Annotated in this window: 14 protein-coding genes; 10 read left to right on the top strand and 4 right to left on the bottom strand. The window is 69.9% G+C overall.

The genetic code is table 11. The features are described 5' to 3' along the window. The first annotated feature begins 6 nt into the window (after positions 1 to 6). The 6 genes from ACFU3E_RS18920 to ACFU3E_RS18895 all read left to right on the top strand — a co-directional run bounded on the left by ACFU3E_RS18920 (position 7) and on the right by ACFU3E_RS18895 (position 6,256). Positions 7 to 1,101 carry a terpene synthase family protein gene (locus ACFU3E_RS18920; protein WP_384159045.1) on the top strand — a complete coding sequence of 365 codons (1,095 nt, stop codon included), beginning with the start codon at positions 7 to 9 and terminating at the stop codon, positions 1,099 to 1,101. Further along, on the top strand, positions 1,098 to 2,462 hold the full coding sequence (locus tag ACFU3E_RS18915) for a cytochrome P450 (RefSeq protein ID WP_384159042.1): 1,365 nt from the start codon (positions 1,098 to 1,100) through the stop codon (positions 2,460 to 2,462). The genes ACFU3E_RS18920 and ACFU3E_RS18915 overlap by 4 nt, the downstream gene beginning before the upstream one ends. Then, positions 2,459 to 2,692 (top strand): ferredoxin, encoded by a 234-nt coding sequence (locus tag ACFU3E_RS18910; RefSeq protein ID WP_384159039.1) that lies wholly within the window; start codon positions 2,459 to 2,461, stop codon positions 2,690 to 2,692. The genes ACFU3E_RS18915 and ACFU3E_RS18910 overlap by 4 nt, the downstream gene beginning before the upstream one ends. 296 nt (positions 2,693 to 2,988) lie before the next feature. Further along, the gene (locus tag ACFU3E_RS18905; protein WP_384159036.1) at positions 2,989 to 3,600 is read left to right on the top strand and encodes a LuxR C-terminal-related transcriptional regulator; all 612 of its coding nucleotides are present in this window, start codon (positions 2,989 to 2,991) and stop codon (positions 3,598 to 3,600) included. Positions 3,601 to 3,962: 362 nt separating this feature from the next. After that, positions 3,963 to 5,054 carry a wax ester/triacylglycerol synthase domain-containing protein gene (locus ACFU3E_RS18900; RefSeq protein ID WP_384159033.1) on the top strand — a complete coding sequence of 364 codons (1,092 nt, stop codon included), beginning with the start codon at positions 3,963 to 3,965 and terminating at the stop codon, positions 5,052 to 5,054. After that, positions 5,051 to 6,256: a cytochrome P450 gene (locus ACFU3E_RS18895; protein WP_384159030.1), complete on the top strand. Its 1,206-nt coding sequence runs from the start codon at positions 5,051 to 5,053 to the stop codon at positions 6,254 to 6,256. The genes ACFU3E_RS18900 and ACFU3E_RS18895 overlap by 4 nt, the downstream gene beginning before the upstream one ends. A 56-nt stretch (positions 6,257 to 6,312) precedes the next feature. On the opposite strand, the gene ACFU3E_RS18890 is transcribed toward ACFU3E_RS18895, so the two are convergent. After that, positions 6,313 to 7,068: an SDR family NAD(P)-dependent oxidoreductase gene (locus tag ACFU3E_RS18890; RefSeq protein ID WP_384159027.1), complete on the bottom strand. Its 756-nt coding sequence runs from the start codon at positions 7,066 to 7,068 to the stop codon at positions 6,313 to 6,315. A gap of 198 nt (positions 7,069 to 7,266) precedes the next feature. Between ACFU3E_RS18890 and ACFU3E_RS18885 the strand changes: the two genes are divergently transcribed. Together ACFU3E_RS18885 and ACFU3E_RS18880 are read left to right on the top strand one after the other, a co-directional pair. Then, complete coding sequence (locus tag ACFU3E_RS18885; protein ID WP_384159139.1) at positions 7,267 to 8,283, top strand: 3-oxoacyl-ACP synthase III family protein; 1,017 nt, start codon at positions 7,267 to 7,269, stop codon at positions 8,281 to 8,283. Continuing rightward, on the top strand, positions 8,280 to 9,065 hold the full coding sequence (locus ACFU3E_RS18880) for an SDR family oxidoreductase (protein ID WP_384159024.1): 786 nt from the start codon (positions 8,280 to 8,282) through the stop codon (positions 9,063 to 9,065). Before ACFU3E_RS18885 ends, ACFU3E_RS18880 begins: the two co-directional genes overlap by 4 nt. A 45-nt stretch (positions 9,066 to 9,110) precedes the next feature. On the opposite strand, the gene nadA is transcribed toward ACFU3E_RS18880, so the two are convergent. Further along, entirely contained in the window at positions 9,111 to 10,307 is a 1,197-nt protein-coding gene (nadA, locus tag ACFU3E_RS18875; protein ID WP_384159021.1) for a quinolinate synthase NadA, read from the bottom strand. Between the two features lie 280 nt (positions 10,308 to 10,587). On the opposite strand from nadA, the gene ACFU3E_RS18870 reads away from it, so the two are divergent. After that, complete coding sequence (locus tag ACFU3E_RS18870) at positions 10,588 to 10,944, top strand: iron-sulfur cluster assembly accessory protein (RefSeq protein ID WP_031109243.1); 357 nt, start codon at positions 10,588 to 10,590, stop codon at positions 10,942 to 10,944. Between the two features lie 90 nt (positions 10,945 to 11,034). Here the strand turns inward: ACFU3E_RS18870 and ACFU3E_RS18865 are convergent, their stop codons facing one another. Further along, the gene (locus ACFU3E_RS18865) at positions 11,035 to 13,101 is read right to left on the bottom strand and encodes a hypothetical protein (protein WP_384159017.1); all 2,067 of its coding nucleotides are present in this window, start codon (positions 13,099 to 13,101) and stop codon (positions 11,035 to 11,037) included. A gap of 146 nt (positions 13,102 to 13,247) precedes the next feature. After that, entirely contained in the window at positions 13,248 to 13,457 is a 210-nt protein-coding gene (locus ACFU3E_RS18860) for a hypothetical protein (protein WP_384159014.1), read from the bottom strand. 132 nt (positions 13,458 to 13,589) lie between these two features. On the opposite strand from ACFU3E_RS18860, the gene ACFU3E_RS18855 reads away from it, so the two are divergent. After that, complete coding sequence (locus ACFU3E_RS18855) at positions 13,590 to 14,564, top strand: carbohydrate kinase family protein (RefSeq protein WP_384159012.1); 975 nt, start codon at positions 13,590 to 13,592, stop codon at positions 14,562 to 14,564. The last annotated feature ends 40 nt before the right edge of the window (positions 14,565 to 14,604 follow it).

Genomic DNA, 14,604 nt, shown 5'->3' with positions numbered 1-14,604 from the left:
GACTTGATGACGACCATCCCGAAGCCGTTCTCGTACGGAACGGAGATCTACCTCCCCGAGTTTCCCTATCTGCTGCCGGCGTGCAGCCACCCGCGCACGGACGACATCCGTGAGGAGTCGGATGCCTGGCTCAGGGAGGCCATGGCCTTCGCCATGGCCGACCCGCGGGAGATGGAACTGCTCCTGGAGGAGACCGCTTCCCTGTGGACCTGTCTGGTGCTGCCGACGGCCCGCGAGGACAGGCTGCGCCATCTGTGCAAGTACACCGAGTACCTCTCGGTCTTCGACAACGCGATGGTGGACCGTACGAAGATCGGCAAGGACCCCGAGGCGGCGCAGGACCTGTTCCGCCGGGTGGCGGGTATCCTCGACGACCAGGCCGACGGCGCCGACTTCGAGTGGGGCTCGGTGCTGCACGGGCTGTGGAAGGAGATGCGGGCGGGCATGCCGCCCGCGGTGTGGGACCGGTTCCTGGCGGAGGTCCGGCGATTCCTCGCCGGCTGCGTCCATGAGATCACCTCCCGAGCCGAGGACCGGGTCTTCGACTACGAGACCTACATCGAGGTCCGCAAGGACAGCGTCGGCATGGGCATGTACTTCGTGCTCGGCGAGTACGGGCTGGGCATCGACCTGACCGAGGACCTGCGGCGCCATCCGGAACTGCGCGAGATCATCGACACCGCCCTGGTGCACATCATGCTGACGAACGACATGTTCTCGTTCCGGGCCGAGGCGATGATGGACGACTACGTCAACGCGCTGTCGGTGCTGCGGCTCAGCGAGGGACTCGGCCTGCAGGAGGCGGTGGACCGCCTGTTCGTCCTGGTCGACGGCAAGCGGGCCGAGTTCATGGCGGCGCGGGCGGCCATCGAGGCGAGCGACCTGGGCCGGCGCGAGGACATCCGCGCCTACCTGGACGCGCTGTGGCACATGATGGCGGGCAACCTGCAGTGGTCGTACCTGACGTCCCGTTACAACGGCCCGGGGCACCAGTGGAACGGGGTGCGATCCGGAGTGCTGACGCTGAACCGGGACCGCACCGTGTTCAGCGACCGCGCCTACTGCCGGCTGTCCTCGCCGGGCACGGAGGTGCCCGCGTGAGCGCCACGTACGCGACCGCCCCCGGGCGGGTGCCCGGTGTCGGTCACGCGGTGGCGTTGATGCGCAGCCCGCTGCGGTTCCTGACCTCCCTGCGCGCACACGGCGACCTGGTCCGCGTGGACCTGGGCCCCATGCCCTCCCTGTTCGTCACGTCCCCACCCCTCATCCACGCGGTTCTCACGGACCGCAAGGACCTGCTCGACAAGGGGCGGTTCTACGACAAGGTCCGGCCGCTCACCGGGAACGGGGTGATCCACGCCTACGGTGACGAGCACCGGCGCCAACAGGCCATGATCAAGCCCGCGTTCCACCGTGACGAGATCACCCGCTACATCGAGGTGATGCGCGAGGTCACGGAGGAGAAGACGGCGGGCTGGAGGGCCGGCGCGCGGATCCCGGTGGACAAGGCCATGCGGGACATCACGTTCAACATCCTGGCCCGCACCATGTTCGGCTCGGTCGTCGACCGGCGGGCCCACGAGGAGCTGGCCCGGATCCTGCCCACCGTGCTCGAGGCCATCATGTGGCGCACGGTGTCGCCGGGGGACACGCTGGAGAAGCTGCCGCTTCCCATGAACCGACGCTTCGACCGGGCCTTCGCCCAGCTGCGTGAGGCGATCAGCCGCGTCATGCTGGCCTACCGTGAGGGAGCGGCCGAACCCGGGCGGGCCGGCATGCTCGCCATGCTCCTCGATGCCCGTGACGAGACGACCGGCGAGGGGATGACCGACGAGGAGCTCTGCAACCAGATCGTCTCGGTGACCATGGCCGGATCGGAAACCGCCGCCACCGCCATGGCCTGGTTGTTCTACGAGCTGGCGCGCCACCCGGCGATCGAGGAGCGGGTGCGCGAGGAGGTCCTCGAGGTCGTCGGCGAGCGGGACTTCACGATGGCCGACGTCGGCAATCTGCCCTACAACCGCAGGGTGCTGCAGGAACTGATGCGGGTGCGGCAGCCCATCCTGGTCATCTCGCGGCGCGCCGTGCGGGACTTCCCGTTGGGCGGCGGTCACGTGAAGGCCGGCACGGAGTTGTTCTACAGCCCGTACGCCACGCACCGGGATCCGGAGCTCTTCCCCGATCCGCTGCGCTTCGACCCGGACCGCTGGCTGGACCGGTCGGCAGCCAGTCTGCCGAAGGGAGCGTACACACCCTTCGGCGCGGGCCCTCGCCACTGTATCGGCGAGCAGTTCGCCTGGGCGATGATGCACGTGGTGCTGGGCACGGTGATTCGCCGCTGGCGGCTGACGCTCGCCGACGGAGTCACGGTCAGGGAGATGCCGTGGGCGACGGTCAACCCCAACCACATGCCCATGACGGCCATGCCGGTCCACCGCCGGAAGCCGGTGCCGAGCCCATGACCCTGCGCATCATCGTCGACCTCGACCGCTGCTGTGGCTCGGGGATGTGCGCCCTGAGCGCACCGGACGTCTTCGACCAGCGGGACACCGACGGGCGGGTGATGCTCATCGAACAATTTGCGCCACCCGGGAGTGAACTTTCGGTCAGAACTGCCTCGGAGAACTGTCCGTGCGGGGCGATATCCCTGGAGAACTCGGCAAATGGAGAGTATGGGGGTCGAAAAGAATGATGTAGAACGTGCAGGTACCCGCTCCGGTGGTCCTGCCGGGACAGTTGAACGCTTGTGCGGCAGTCGGTGTTCGATTAGCCTGCTCTGGGTTACGGGGTCGCTAGAGCAGGTCTTGGTGTGCATCAAGTTGAGAGGCAGTCAAGTTCTTCCTGCGACGCTACCGAGAGTCACGGTATCGAGGTTGGGGGAGCCCAGTGCCGGTCAGTCTTTCTGGAAACAATTCGTTCAATCTCCGCGGAAATGCTGTGGAGGTTTTTGTCTGTGACAACCACCCGCACGCTCGATTCGGTCTGAAGATGCTGCTGTCCCAGGACCCGGGCATTTCCGTGGTCGGGGAGGCCGAGGACGAATCCCAGGCATTGAAACGTGTCGCCGAGTGCCGGCCCGACGTGGTCCTGCTGGAGGCGCGACTGGTTCAGCTCGTCCAGGAGCTCGGCAGGGCCATACCCGATCCTCCGTCCGCCTTGGTCTACGGCATCGACGCGATGACGCCCGAGCGGCTCGCGGCCCTCGTCAGGGGCAATGTGCGCGGCATGGTGCACCGCGACGCCGCGAACGACGAACTCATCCACGCGGTCCACGCGGTCGCGGACGACGGCGGGTTCGCCTCGCCCGAACTCACGGGCTGCCTGCTGCAGGCCATCCGATGCGGAGGTGCCAAGCCAGGTGTGGACCACCGGTTCCGCGACCGGCTCACGGGGCGTGAGAACAGCGTCCTGAGCCTGCTCTGCCAAGGACTGTCGAACAAGGCCATCGCCGCGGCCCTGTCCGTCAGCGAGAAGACCGTCAAGTTCCATGTCTCCAACGTGCTGGCCAAGTCCGGTGTCAGCACCAGGGCTCAGCTGATCGCGGCCATGGGCTCCTTCTCCGCGCCACAGGATGACGCCCTCCGGCGTCGCACCGCCTGAACCGTCACGGGTTCTCTCCTGGTCGATGGTCCAGGTTTCGGCGGGCCGACTCGCCGAGAGACCAGTTCGCGGACCTGGTTCTTGGGCTGAAGACACCTTCGGCCAAGGCCGGAAATACTGGGCCACGCGTTCCGTGAGAATTCATGCAGATTCCCTTCGGAGCGTGCTGGTGCCCGGTATGTGGCGCGGACGGATCCGATGGGAATGAGAGCTTGATGTCACGGCTGCGATATCTGGATCCCAGCGAGGCCTATCACGCATTCGTGGACTGGTCCGGATCCTATTCGATAGCGGCTGATGGTGAGATTCAGCCGGACCTGCTGATCAGGGCGTTCGAAGCGCTCTGTGACGCCGTTCCTCTGTTGAACGGATGCCTCGGCCGGGATCAGGAGGGCTTCTTCTTCCGGATCCCGGCCGGACGGCGACCGGAAGCCACCGTCCGGGAAACGGACGGGACGCAGGAGCACGAAGAGGCCGTCTACCTGGCCGAGATGGCCCGCCCGCTGGACTCCGGCCGGGAACTGTGCCGACTCGTTCTGGTGCGCGGTGAGCGCAGGGCGCGCGTCATCCTCGTCCTGCACCACAGCATGATCGACGGGCGCGGTGGCGTCACCTTGCTGGAGAAGCTGTGCCGCAACTACACCGCGCTCAGCGAGGGCCGCACGCCGCCCTACGGTGCTCCCGAGGTTCCCGCCCAGCTGTCCGCCGAGACCCTGCTGAAGACGCGCTCGGCCGGCGTCGTCGAGACCTCCGTCGACCGCGAGGCGCTGCGTGCGGCACTGGCCGCCGCACCGCAGCCGGACCGTCTGCGGCTGGTCCCCGGGCGGCTGCGGCTCGACGCGCGGGAGACCGCGTCGCTCCGTGACGCGCTGCGTGCCGACGCCTTCTCGGTGCACGGCTTCGTGGCCGGCGCGGCGACCGTGGCCGTACGGGACGGGCGGCCCGGGACCGGGCCCCTGGACCTGGTCTGCGGCTGCCCGGTGGACCTGCGCAACAGGACGGACCCACCGGTCACCGTCGAGGAGTCCACCAACTTCGTGAGCGGCGTGGAGACGTCGGTGCCCGTGGCGCGGAACGCCGACCCGACGGATGTGGGCCGTGTGATCAAGGAGCGGCTCGACAAGGCCGTCGACAGCGGCGAGGCGGAGCGCGCCATTCTCCAGGCCGGACAGTTCACGGCCGCCGAACCGGTCTCCGTCGACCTCGTCGTGACCAACCTCGGACCGATTCCCGAGTTCACCGCGCCGGAGGGACTGCGCGTCACGGACTTCCGCGGCTACACCACGACCACCATGCACGGCCTGCTGCTGTTCGTCGTCACCTCGTACGACAACCGGCTCAGTATCGAGATCACCTCACCCGAGGGCCTGCTCTCCCCGGAGCAGCGCACGGCTCTCGAGGAGCGCACCGCGGAACTGATCCGCGCCCGCACCAGGAACCAGGAGCGCGCATGACCCAGCAGGATGCCAAGCCGCAGCGTATCCCCACGGCACGAGTCCACCCCCTGGACCCGCCTCCGGAGCTGTCCGAGATGCGCGGTCGCTGCCCGGTGGCGCCGCTGGCCTACGCGGACGGCCACGAGGGATGGATCGTGACGAGTCATGAGCTCGCCCGGCAGGTGCTGTCCGACGCCCGGTTCAGCTCCGACCCGCGCATCCGGCACTCGGCGGTGCACGACGTCCTCGGAGACGGGCAGCCGCCCGAGGAGGACGTGCCGGGCATGTTCGTGGGCATGGACCCGCCGGAGCACACCAAGTACCGGCGTCTGCTCACGGGCGAGCTGAGCACTCGCCGTATGCGGGAGATGGAGCCGAAGATCGCGGCGGTCGCGCACGAGTTGGCCGACCGGATGGAGGAGGACGGCGTGGCCCGCGCGGACCTGGTCTCCGCTTTCGCCATGCCGCTGCCGTCCCGGGTCATCTGCGATCTCCTGGGAATTCCCTACCACGACTGGCAGGAAATTCAACCGGTCTCCGAGAAGATGCTGCGCATCGATTCGTCGGCGGCCGAGGTGAAGGAGTGCTACCGCATCATCTTCGAATTCCTCGCGAAGGTCGTGGAGCTGAAGCGGAAAGAACCCGAGGACGATATGCTGAGCGGGCTCGCGCAGTCGGCGGAGCTCAGTGACGTGGAACTGACGAGCGTGGCCTTCCAGCTTTTCACCGCGGGCCACGAGACGACCGCGAACATGTTCTCCCTGGGCACGTACACGCTGCTCACCCATCCGGAACAGCTCGCCGCCCTGCGTGCCGACCCGCAGCTGATGGGCGGCGCCGTCGAGGAACTCCTGCGTTACCTGACGGTCATCCAGTTCGGCATCTCGCGCGGCGCGACCACCGACGTGGAGCTCGGCGGGCGTACCGTCAGGGCCGGGCAGACCGTCACGGTGTCGCTGCCCGCGGCCAACCGGGACCCCGACCGCTTCGAGGAGCCGGACCGCTTCGACATCACGAGGGTGCCCTCCGGCAACGTGGCCTTCGGCTTCGGTGTGCACCAGTGCGTTGCCCAGCAGCTGGCCCGGGCGGAGCTGCGGATCGGCTTCCAGGTGTTGCTGGAGAGGCTCCCGGGGCTGCGCCTGGCGGTGCCGGCCGAGCAGGTGCGGATGCGCGACGGGGCCATCGTGTACGGGTGCCAGGAACTGCCGGTGACGTGGTAGCGGCCGGAGCACGGGGCCGGCCCGGACCCGCGCGGGCCGGCCGCGTCCGGCCGGGCTCAGGAGGCGGGCAGGCGCAGACCGCCGTCCAGCCGGATGGTCTCGCCGTTGATCATGGGGTTGCCGAGGATGTGGACCACCAGCTCCGCGAACTCCTCCGCCCTCCCCCACCTGCGCGGATGCGGCACGGTCCGGGCCAGCGCGGCTCTCTTTGCCTCGGGCAGGACCTCGGCCGCCGGCGTGTCGAACAGCCCCGGCGCCACGGTGACCACCCGTATCAGCACCCCGCCGAGGTCCCTGGCGAGCGGGAGTGTCATGCCCGCCACGCCGGCCTTGGAGGCGGCATAGGCGGCCTGCCCGATCTGGCCGTCGAACGCCGCGATGGAGGCGGTGTTGACGATGACTCCCCGCTCACCGGCGACCGGCTCGTTACGTGCCATCAGCTCGGCGGCCAGGCGGACGACGTTGAAGGTGCCGACGAGGTTCGCCTCGACCACATCGGCGAACTCCTTGAGGGAGTGCGTGCCGGAGCGGCCCACCACCCGCGCCGCGTGAGCCCGGCCGGCGCAGTTCACCACAGCCCGGAGGGTTCCGCACCCGGCGGCGACCTCGACGGCGTGCGCCACGTCCTGCTCCACGGCGACGTCACCGGGCACGAAGACGGCCGCGGAACCCAGGCGCGCCACCGCCTGCTCGCCCCGTGCCCGGGAGCGGCCGAGCAGGACCGGGCGGGTGCCGTCGGTGAGCAGCCGTTCGGCGGTCGCGAGACCGAGGCCCGACGTTCCGCCGGCGACGAGAGCAACGGGACGAGACATGAAGTCCTTTCCTGTCAGGAAGCGGGAAACAACGGGCGTGGCTGTCAATCATGAGTGAGCGGTCAATCTGCCGCAAGGTTCATCTGGAAATTTTCCGATCCTCTTCCAGAATGTGTTCTCTTTCCCTGCCGGGCGTTCCCAACCGCTCCGCATGGGCAGCAGTAAAGGAGTGTGCAGACGGTGTGGAATTCAACCGAGATGTCCGTGGGGATTCGTTCGGTAGGGCGTTTCGTGCCCGATCTCGAGATATCGAACGAGGAAATCGTCAGCCGCTTCGACACGACTGATGAGTGGATCAGCGAGAAGTTGGGAATCCACACGCGCCGGGTGGCCCGGCCGGGGCAGCTGACCTCCGACCTGGCGGTCGGAGCGCTCCAGGACGCCTGCCGGCGCGCCGGCGTCGCTCCCGAGACCCTCGATCTGGTGATCTGCTGCACGGGAACGCCGGACCACATGCTGCCCGCCATGGCCGCAGCCGTGCTGCGCAAGGCAGGCCTCTTCGACATCAGAGGGTTCGACGTCAACGCGGGGGGCTGCGCGGGTGGCGTCTTCGCTCTCGATGTCGGCGCGAAGTACATCCGCTCGGGGGAGTACCACCGGGTGGCCGTCGTCGTCGCCGACACCGTCGCCCAGTGCCTGGATCCGCAGGACCGCACGGCACACGCCATCTTCGGCGACGGCGCCGGCTGCTACCTGCTGGAGGCGTGCCGGGACGGGCGCGGCATCGGTCCCACCCTGATGCGCACGAAACCGGAGCTCTACTACACGGCCTTCACGGAGCGTCAGCTCCCGCCGGAAGGCCTGCCCAACCGCTTCAGCGGGCCCAACTACATGCGCATGGACGGCAGGGGAGTGCGCGACTTCGCCCTGGAAGTCGTCCCCGACTTCGCCGAACAGGTGGTCAAGGCCGCCGGGACCACGCTGGATGCCGTCGACCTGATCGTCACGCACCAGGCCAACCCCACGCTGCTGCGCACGCTGATGCGCGAGCTGGGGCAGCCGGAGTCGAAGACCGTCATCGTGGCGGACCGGCTCGGCAACACCAGCGGGTCGAGCGTGATCCTGGCACTCGTGGACGCTGTGGACTCCGGTCGGCTCCGGCCGGGCGACGACGTCCTCCTCGTGTCCTTCGGCTCCGGCATGAGTTACGGCGGCACCGTGCTGCGCTGGTGTGCCCCGGAGGACTTCCGCGTCGAGCGGACGGAGGCCGCATGACCGGGACCGAGGAGGACGCACGGTATGAGGTCAGCCTCGTCACCGGTGCCTCGCGAGGCATCGGACGGGCGGTGGCGTGCGTGCTCGCTCGTCGCGGCGGCCATGTCGTCATCAACTACAAACAGAACGAGGAGGCGGCACAGAGCACCCTGCGGGCGGTCGAGGAGAGCGGCGGCCGGGGCAGTCTGTGCCGCGCCGACGTGGAGGACCCGGAACAGACGGCCGAGCTGTTCGCCTTCGTGGAGCGACACCACGGCAGGCTCGATCATCTGGTGGCCAACGCCGCGGCGGGCCCCGCGAAGACCGTCGATCAGGTGGAACTGCGGCACCTCGCGCGCAGCCATGCCATGAACGCGCAGTCGTTCGTGATCGCCGCCCAGCACGCCGTACGCCTGATGGGCCGCGGGGGCCGGATCGTGGCGATCTCGTCGCTCGCCGCCGGGCGTGCCATACCCGGATACGCCGCCATCGGCGCGCAGAAGGCGGCTCTGGAGGCGTGGGTCCGCTACTTCGCGGCCGAGCTGGCTCCCCGGGGCATCAACGTGAACGCGGTGACCGGGGGCATGATCACGACGGACTCCCTGTCCCACTATCTGCGGGCCACGGGTCTCACCGCCGCCGACATCGTGCCCCACATCCCCAGAGGCCGGCCCGGCTCGCCCCGTGAGGTGGCCGACGCCGTGGACTTCCTGCTCTCGGCCGGCGCCGAGTACATCACGGGCCAGAACCTGGTCGTCGACGGGGGCCTGAGCATCTCGGCGCCCTTCTGCGGCCATCCGTGACGCTCCCCGGGCCGGCCGCGACGGGCCGGCCCGGCAAGGCGAGGGCTACGGCAGCGCCAGCATCCGCTCCAGGGCCAGCTTCGCGAAGGCCTCCGTCTCCTTGTCCACCTCGATGCGGTTGACGAGGTTGCCCTCGGCCAGCGACTCCAGGGCCCAGACCAGGTGGGGGAGGTCGATGCGGTTCATGGTCGAGCAGAAGCAGACCGTCTTGTCGAGGAAGACGATCTCCTTGCCCTCGGGCGCGAAACGGTTCGCCAGGCGGCGCACCAGGTTCAGCTCCGTGCCGATGGCCCACTTGGAGCCGGCCGGCGCGGCCTCCAGGGCCTTGATGATGTACTCCGTCGAGCCGACGTAGTCCGCCGCGGCCACGACCTCGTGCCGGCACTCGGGGTGGACCAGGACGTTCACGCCCGGGATGCGCTCGCGCACGTCGTTCACCGAGTCCAGGCTGAAGCGGCCGTGCACCGAGCAGTGGCCGCGCCACAGGATCATCTTCGCCGCGCGCAGCTCGTCGGCCGTCAGGCCGCCGTTCGGCCGGTGCGGGTTGTAGACGACGCAGTCCTCCAGGGACATGCCCATGTCCCGCACGGCCGTGTTGCGGCCCAGGTGCTGGTCCGGGAGGAAGAGGACCTTCGTCGTCGAGGGGTCCCCCTGCCCGAAGGCCCAGTCCAGAGCCCGCTTCGCGTTGGACGAGGTGCAGATCGTGCCGCCGTGCCTGCCCGTGAACGCCTTGATGTCCGCGGAGGAGTTCATGTACGAGACGGGCACGACCTGCTCGGCTATCCCGGCCTCGGTCAGCACGTCCCAGCACTCGGCGACCTGCTCGGCCGTCGCCATGTCGGCCATGGAGCAGCCGGCGGCGAGGTCGGGCAGCACGACCTTCTGGTCGTCGGACGTCAGGATGTCCGCGGACTCCGCCATGAAGTGCACGCCGCAGAACACGATGTACTCGGCCTCCGGGCGGGCGGCCGCATCCCGGGCCAGCTTGAACGAGTCACCGGTCACGTCCGCGAACTGGATGACCTCGTCGCGCTGGTAGTGGTGGCCGAGCACGAAGACCTTGTCCCCGAGCTTCTCCTTCGCCTTGCGGGCGCGCTCCACCAGGTCCGGGTCGGACGGCGAGGGCAGGTCGCCGGGACACTCCACACCGCGCTCGCTCTTCGGGTCGGCCTCACGGCCGAGGAGCAGCAGGGCGAGGGGCGTCGGCTGTACGTCGAGCTCCTGGGTCTGGGCGGTGGTCACGACACGCACCCTTTCTGTTTCTGCGACTTTTCGTCGATTTGACGCTATCTATCATAACCGCTTCACGTCACTTTGACGATGGCCATAGCGTCGGTGTGACGTGAATCCCGGTGAACCGCCGTTCATTCCCGGGACGACCCGGAAAGAGCCGTTTTCCGGTTCCGGGCGGGTGTGCGAGCATGAAAGGAGCCGGGATCGACGCCCGGCCCGGAATGAATCCGCGGCCCCGCCGGTTGCAACCGTCGGCAAGCAGTCTCCGTACAACCCGGGAGAGATGTAGATGTCCGTATCGGACGAGACCAGCACCGTCACCGACGGCATCATCCTGACCGACGCCGCCGCGTCCAAGGTCAAGGCGCTGCTCGACCAGGAAGGCCGCGAAGACCTCGCGCTGCGCGTCGCCGTCCAGCCCGGCGGCTGCTCCGGCCTGCGCTACCAGCTCTTCTTCGACGAGCGCGCGCTCGACGGCGACGTGGAGAAGGACTTCGGCGGTGTGAAGGTCGTCACCGACCGCATGAGCGCCCCGTACCTGGGCGGTGCCACGATCGACTTCGTGGACACCATCGAGAAGCAGGGCTTCACGATCGACAACCCGAACGCGACGGGCTCCTGCGCCTGCGGCGACTCCTTCAGCTGAGCCTGCCGAGCCGCCACCGGCGGCCGCGGACACGACGAAGGCGGCGGCCCCCTCCGACGGGGCCGCCGCCTTCGCGCTGTGCGGCCGCTCCTACCGCTCCCGCGTCGGGGGAGCCGGCAGCCGCGCACCCTCCTTGGCCAGCGGGACCGCCTTGCCGTCCGCGTCGACGACCGCCCGGTCACCGAGCGGCTCGTCCAACTGCACGGTCTCCTGGAACTGCTTGGCGATCAAGATGCAGACCTTGCCCTGCCACGGGGTCGACGTCACGGTGACCGTCACCTCGTCGTCCTTCTCGCTCGCCTTCACGTCGTAGTCGGCGCACACCCCGCCCGTGAAGGTCACCGTCAGCTCCGAGCCCTCGGCCCGGTAGCCGTCCACCTTCACCTCGCGCGGACCGGGAGCCGCCGTCGGCTGGTCACCCGGCTCGCCCGGCTCGGGGGAGGCCAGGTACGTCGGCTCCACCGCCGGGTACGTCACCGTGAACGGGTCCTTCGCGCCCGGCGCCGTCACCTCGAACAGCCAGGACGGCACCAGCGCCTGCCGGCCGTCCACGAGGTGCGCGGCCAGCCCGAACACCGCGTTCTCGACCGTGACGGTGTCCTGCCCGGGAGCACCGCTCGCCGGCTGCGCGCAGGGCTCCTCCAGCCGGTCCTTCAGCGGCACGGGGCTTGCGCAGCCGCCGATGCCCATCCGGGGATCGCTCTTCGGCTGCCCGTTCATCAGCTCCAGCGCCTTCTCGGCGCCGACCACGGGGTACGTGTCGCCCTTCACCGGCGCTTTCAGCTGACCGCTGCCGCCGACGACCTCGCCGCCCCCGCCGACCGTGATCCCGGTCGTCCATCCGTGCGTGGGCAGTCCGCCGACCTCGGGAGAGGCGTTCACCACCCGCTGGGCCCCCATGACCTGGCTCGCGTCGCGCTTCGCGTCGTCCTGACCCACCGCCTTCAGCACGGGCGCCGCGGCCTTCTCGGCCACCTCCTCGCTCACCGGTGTGCCACCGGACTGCGGGGCGCTGCAGGTGTCGGTGCCCTTGCAGTTGTCGGTACCCGGGGCGTACCGGCTGAACGTCCACGAGCCCGGCGCCTGCCGGTTCACCTGGAGGCTCGGCCCCGACCCGTCCTGGCCCCCGATCTTCCAGGCCTCGCCCTGCGCCACCGGCGTCCCCTCGACCCCGAGGGCCTTCGCCAGCCGGGCCACGTCCTCCTTGGTGACCTCACCGCGCGCCCGGTACACCGGCGCCTTGTCCGGGCCGTCCGGCAGGGTGCCGTCGACCCGGTAGGTGGCGCCGTAGGGGTTGGGCTCACCGGGCGCGATGCCGTTGCCGTCGTCCGCCGTGGACTCCGAGTAGCCGTCGAGCGCGAGCGGCGGGGGAGTGTCGTCCCCACCAGGCGCACCGGACGTCGTACCACCGCCCGACCCGTTCGACGCGTTGGAGGCGAGCCAGGCCCCACCACCGCCGATCAGCAGTACGGCGGCGGCGACGGAGGCGATGATCGCGGGCGTACGGGGACGGCCACCGCCGTGGCGGACCAGGTCCTCTTCGTCGCGGGGGTGGCCGCCGGCCGGTGCCGGGGCGGCACCGGGGCGGGCCTCCTCGGTACCGGGGTCCTCCGCAGTGACGTCGGGGGCCGGCGCCGGCTCCGGGCGGGGGTGGGCTTCCTCGGTGTCCTTGCCGTCCGCGGTGGCGGGGTGGGCTTCCTCGGTGTCCTTGCCGTCCGCGGTGGCGGGGTGGGCTTCCTCGGTGTCCTTGCCGTCCGCGGGGCCGGAGCCGGCTTCCGCGGCGCCCTCGCCGTCCGCGGCGGGTTCTCCGGCACCGGCCGCCGTCACCCGGGAAGCACCGGCCTGCGGGTCCTGGGGCGCGTCCTTCGTCGCGGCTTCCGGCGTACCCGGACCCTCGGCCGCCGGGGCCGCCTCGCTCTCGCTGTCCTCTGCCGCCTCCGGCTCGGCGGGGCGCTTCTCGTCACCCGGGGCGCCGGCAGGATCGGCGGCCCCGCCGGACTCAGCGGCACCCGGCGACCCCTCGGCGTCCGCGGGCGCCCCGGCCTCCGCCGAGGTTCCGGCGTCCGCCGTACCCGGCTCCTCGACCTCCGGGGCGTCGGCGGTGGTGCCGCCCGCTTCCCTGGCGTCGTCGTCGTTGTCGGGTCGCTCGGTGTTCACCGCATCGCTCCTTCGGCTGCACAGCTGTCCCATGGGACCCGGCCCGTCACCTACGGGCCCGCTGGTGGGTCGTATCCCGCCTCCCCTTTACGGGGGACAGCGATGGGACGCAGCGGGGGAGCACACGGTTCCCGCGAGTGCGCCGTTCAGTCCCCGTAGTCCTCCATGGCGTCGAGCAGCCGCGCCGACGCGAGGGGTACGGACACGCCGTGGATCAGGGCCGGGGAGACCGGCCGCGGGGCGATCCGGTCGGGGACCGCCCAGTGCGGAGCCATCCGCGCCCCGTCACCGGGCAGCGACGCCAGCTCGCCTTCCAGATCGACCGGAGCGGGAGCGTGGACCTCGAGGTTTGTCATAGCGGCACCGTATGCACGGCCGAGCCCACCGAGAAAGATCTACTATCGGGTAGTTTCGATGCCTACAGAGCCGCCCCGCCCACCCGATAGCGTGAACCGTCAAGGTCCGCCTCCCTCAGGAGAGTCCACGCCGTGCGCATCGCAGTCTCCGGCTCCATCGCCACCGACCACCTCATGACCTTCCCCGGCCGCTTCGCCGACCAGCTCGTGGCGGACCAGCTGCACACGGTCTCGCTGTCGTTCCTGGTCGACAAGCTCGACGTCCGCCGCGGCGGCGTCGCCGCGAACATCGCGTTCGGCATGGGACAGCTCGGCACCCGGCCGATCCTGGTCGGCGCCGCGGGCGCGGACTTCGACGAGTACCGGGCCTGGCTGGAGCGGCACGGCGTGGACACCGACTCCGTCCGCATCTCCGACACGCTGCACACCGCCCGCTTCGTGTGCACGACCGACGCCGACCACAACCAGATCGGCTCCTTCTACACCGGCGCCATGAGCGAGGCCCGCCTCATCGAGCTGAAGACCGTCGCCGACCGCGTCGGCGGCCTCGACCTGGTCTCCATCGGTGCCGACGACCCGGAGGCCATGCTCCGCCACACCGAGGAGTGCCGCTCCCGGTCCATCCCGTTCGCCGCCGACTTCTCCCAGCAGATCGCCCGGATGAACGGCGAGGAGATCCGCATCCTGCTGGACGGGGCGACGTACCTCTTCTCCAACGAGTACGAGAAGGGCCTCATCGAGACCAAGACCGGCTGGAGCGACGCGGAGATCCTGTCCCGCGTGGGCCACCGGGTGACCACCCTCGGCGCGCAGGGCGTGCGCATCGAGCGGGCCGGCGAGGACCCGATCGAGGTCGGCACGCCGGACGAGGAGCGCAAGGCCGACCCCACGGGCGTCGGCGACGCCTTCCGCGCCGGGTTCCTCTCCGGTCTGGCGTGGGGTGTCTCCCTGGAGCGTGCCGCGCAGGTCGGCTGCATGCTGGCGACCCTCGTGATCGAGACCGTCGGGACGCAGGAGTACCAGCTGCGGCGCGGGCACTTCATGGAGCGGTTCACCAAGGCGTACGGGGACGAGGCGGCGGAGGAGGTCCAGGCGCACCTGGCCTGACCGGCCGTTCCCGGCTTCGGGCGCGAGGGGCCGTTCGCGC

The sequence above is a fragment of the Streptomyces sp. NPDC057424 genome (genome assembly GCF_042803315.1).
Taxonomy (GTDB): domain Bacteria; phylum Actinomycetota; class Actinomycetes; order Streptomycetales; family Streptomycetaceae; genus Streptomyces.
The sequence above is the reverse complement of the archived record's forward strand: the minus strand, read 5'-3'. Positions and strand labels throughout refer to the sequence as shown.

Bases quoted from the DNA above. Each gene is read 5' to 3' on its own strand.
- ACFU3E_RS18920 (WP_384159045.1), top strand. From the start codon at position 7: ATGACGACCATCCCGAAGCCGTTCTCGTACGGAACGGAGATCTACCTC.
- ACFU3E_RS18910 (WP_384159039.1), top strand. From the start codon at position 2,459: ATGACCCTGCGCATCATCGTCGACCTCGACCGCTGCTGTGGCTCGGGG.
- ACFU3E_RS18905 (WP_384159036.1), top strand. From the start codon at position 2,989: ATGCTGCTGTCCCAGGACCCGGGCATTTCCGTGGTCGGGGAGGCCGAG.
- ACFU3E_RS18895 (WP_384159030.1), top strand. From the start codon at position 5,051: ATGACCCAGCAGGATGCCAAGCCGCAGCGTATCCCCACGGCACGAGTC.
- ACFU3E_RS18890 (WP_384159027.1), bottom strand. From the start codon at position 7,068: ATGTCTCGTCCCGTTGCTCTCGTCGCCGGCGGAACGTCGGGCCTCGGT.
- ACFU3E_RS18885 (WP_384159139.1), top strand. From the start codon at position 7,267: ATGTCCGTGGGGATTCGTTCGGTAGGGCGTTTCGTGCCCGATCTCGAG.
- ACFU3E_RS18880 (WP_384159024.1), top strand. From the start codon at position 8,280: ATGACCGGGACCGAGGAGGACGCACGGTATGAGGTCAGCCTCGTCACC.
- ACFU3E_RS18870 (WP_031109243.1), top strand. From the start codon at position 10,588: ATGTCCGTATCGGACGAGACCAGCACCGTCACCGACGGCATCATCCTG.
- ACFU3E_RS18860 (WP_384159014.1), bottom strand. From the start codon at position 13,457: ATGACAAACCTCGAGGTCCACGCTCCCGCTCCGGTCGATCTGGAAGGC.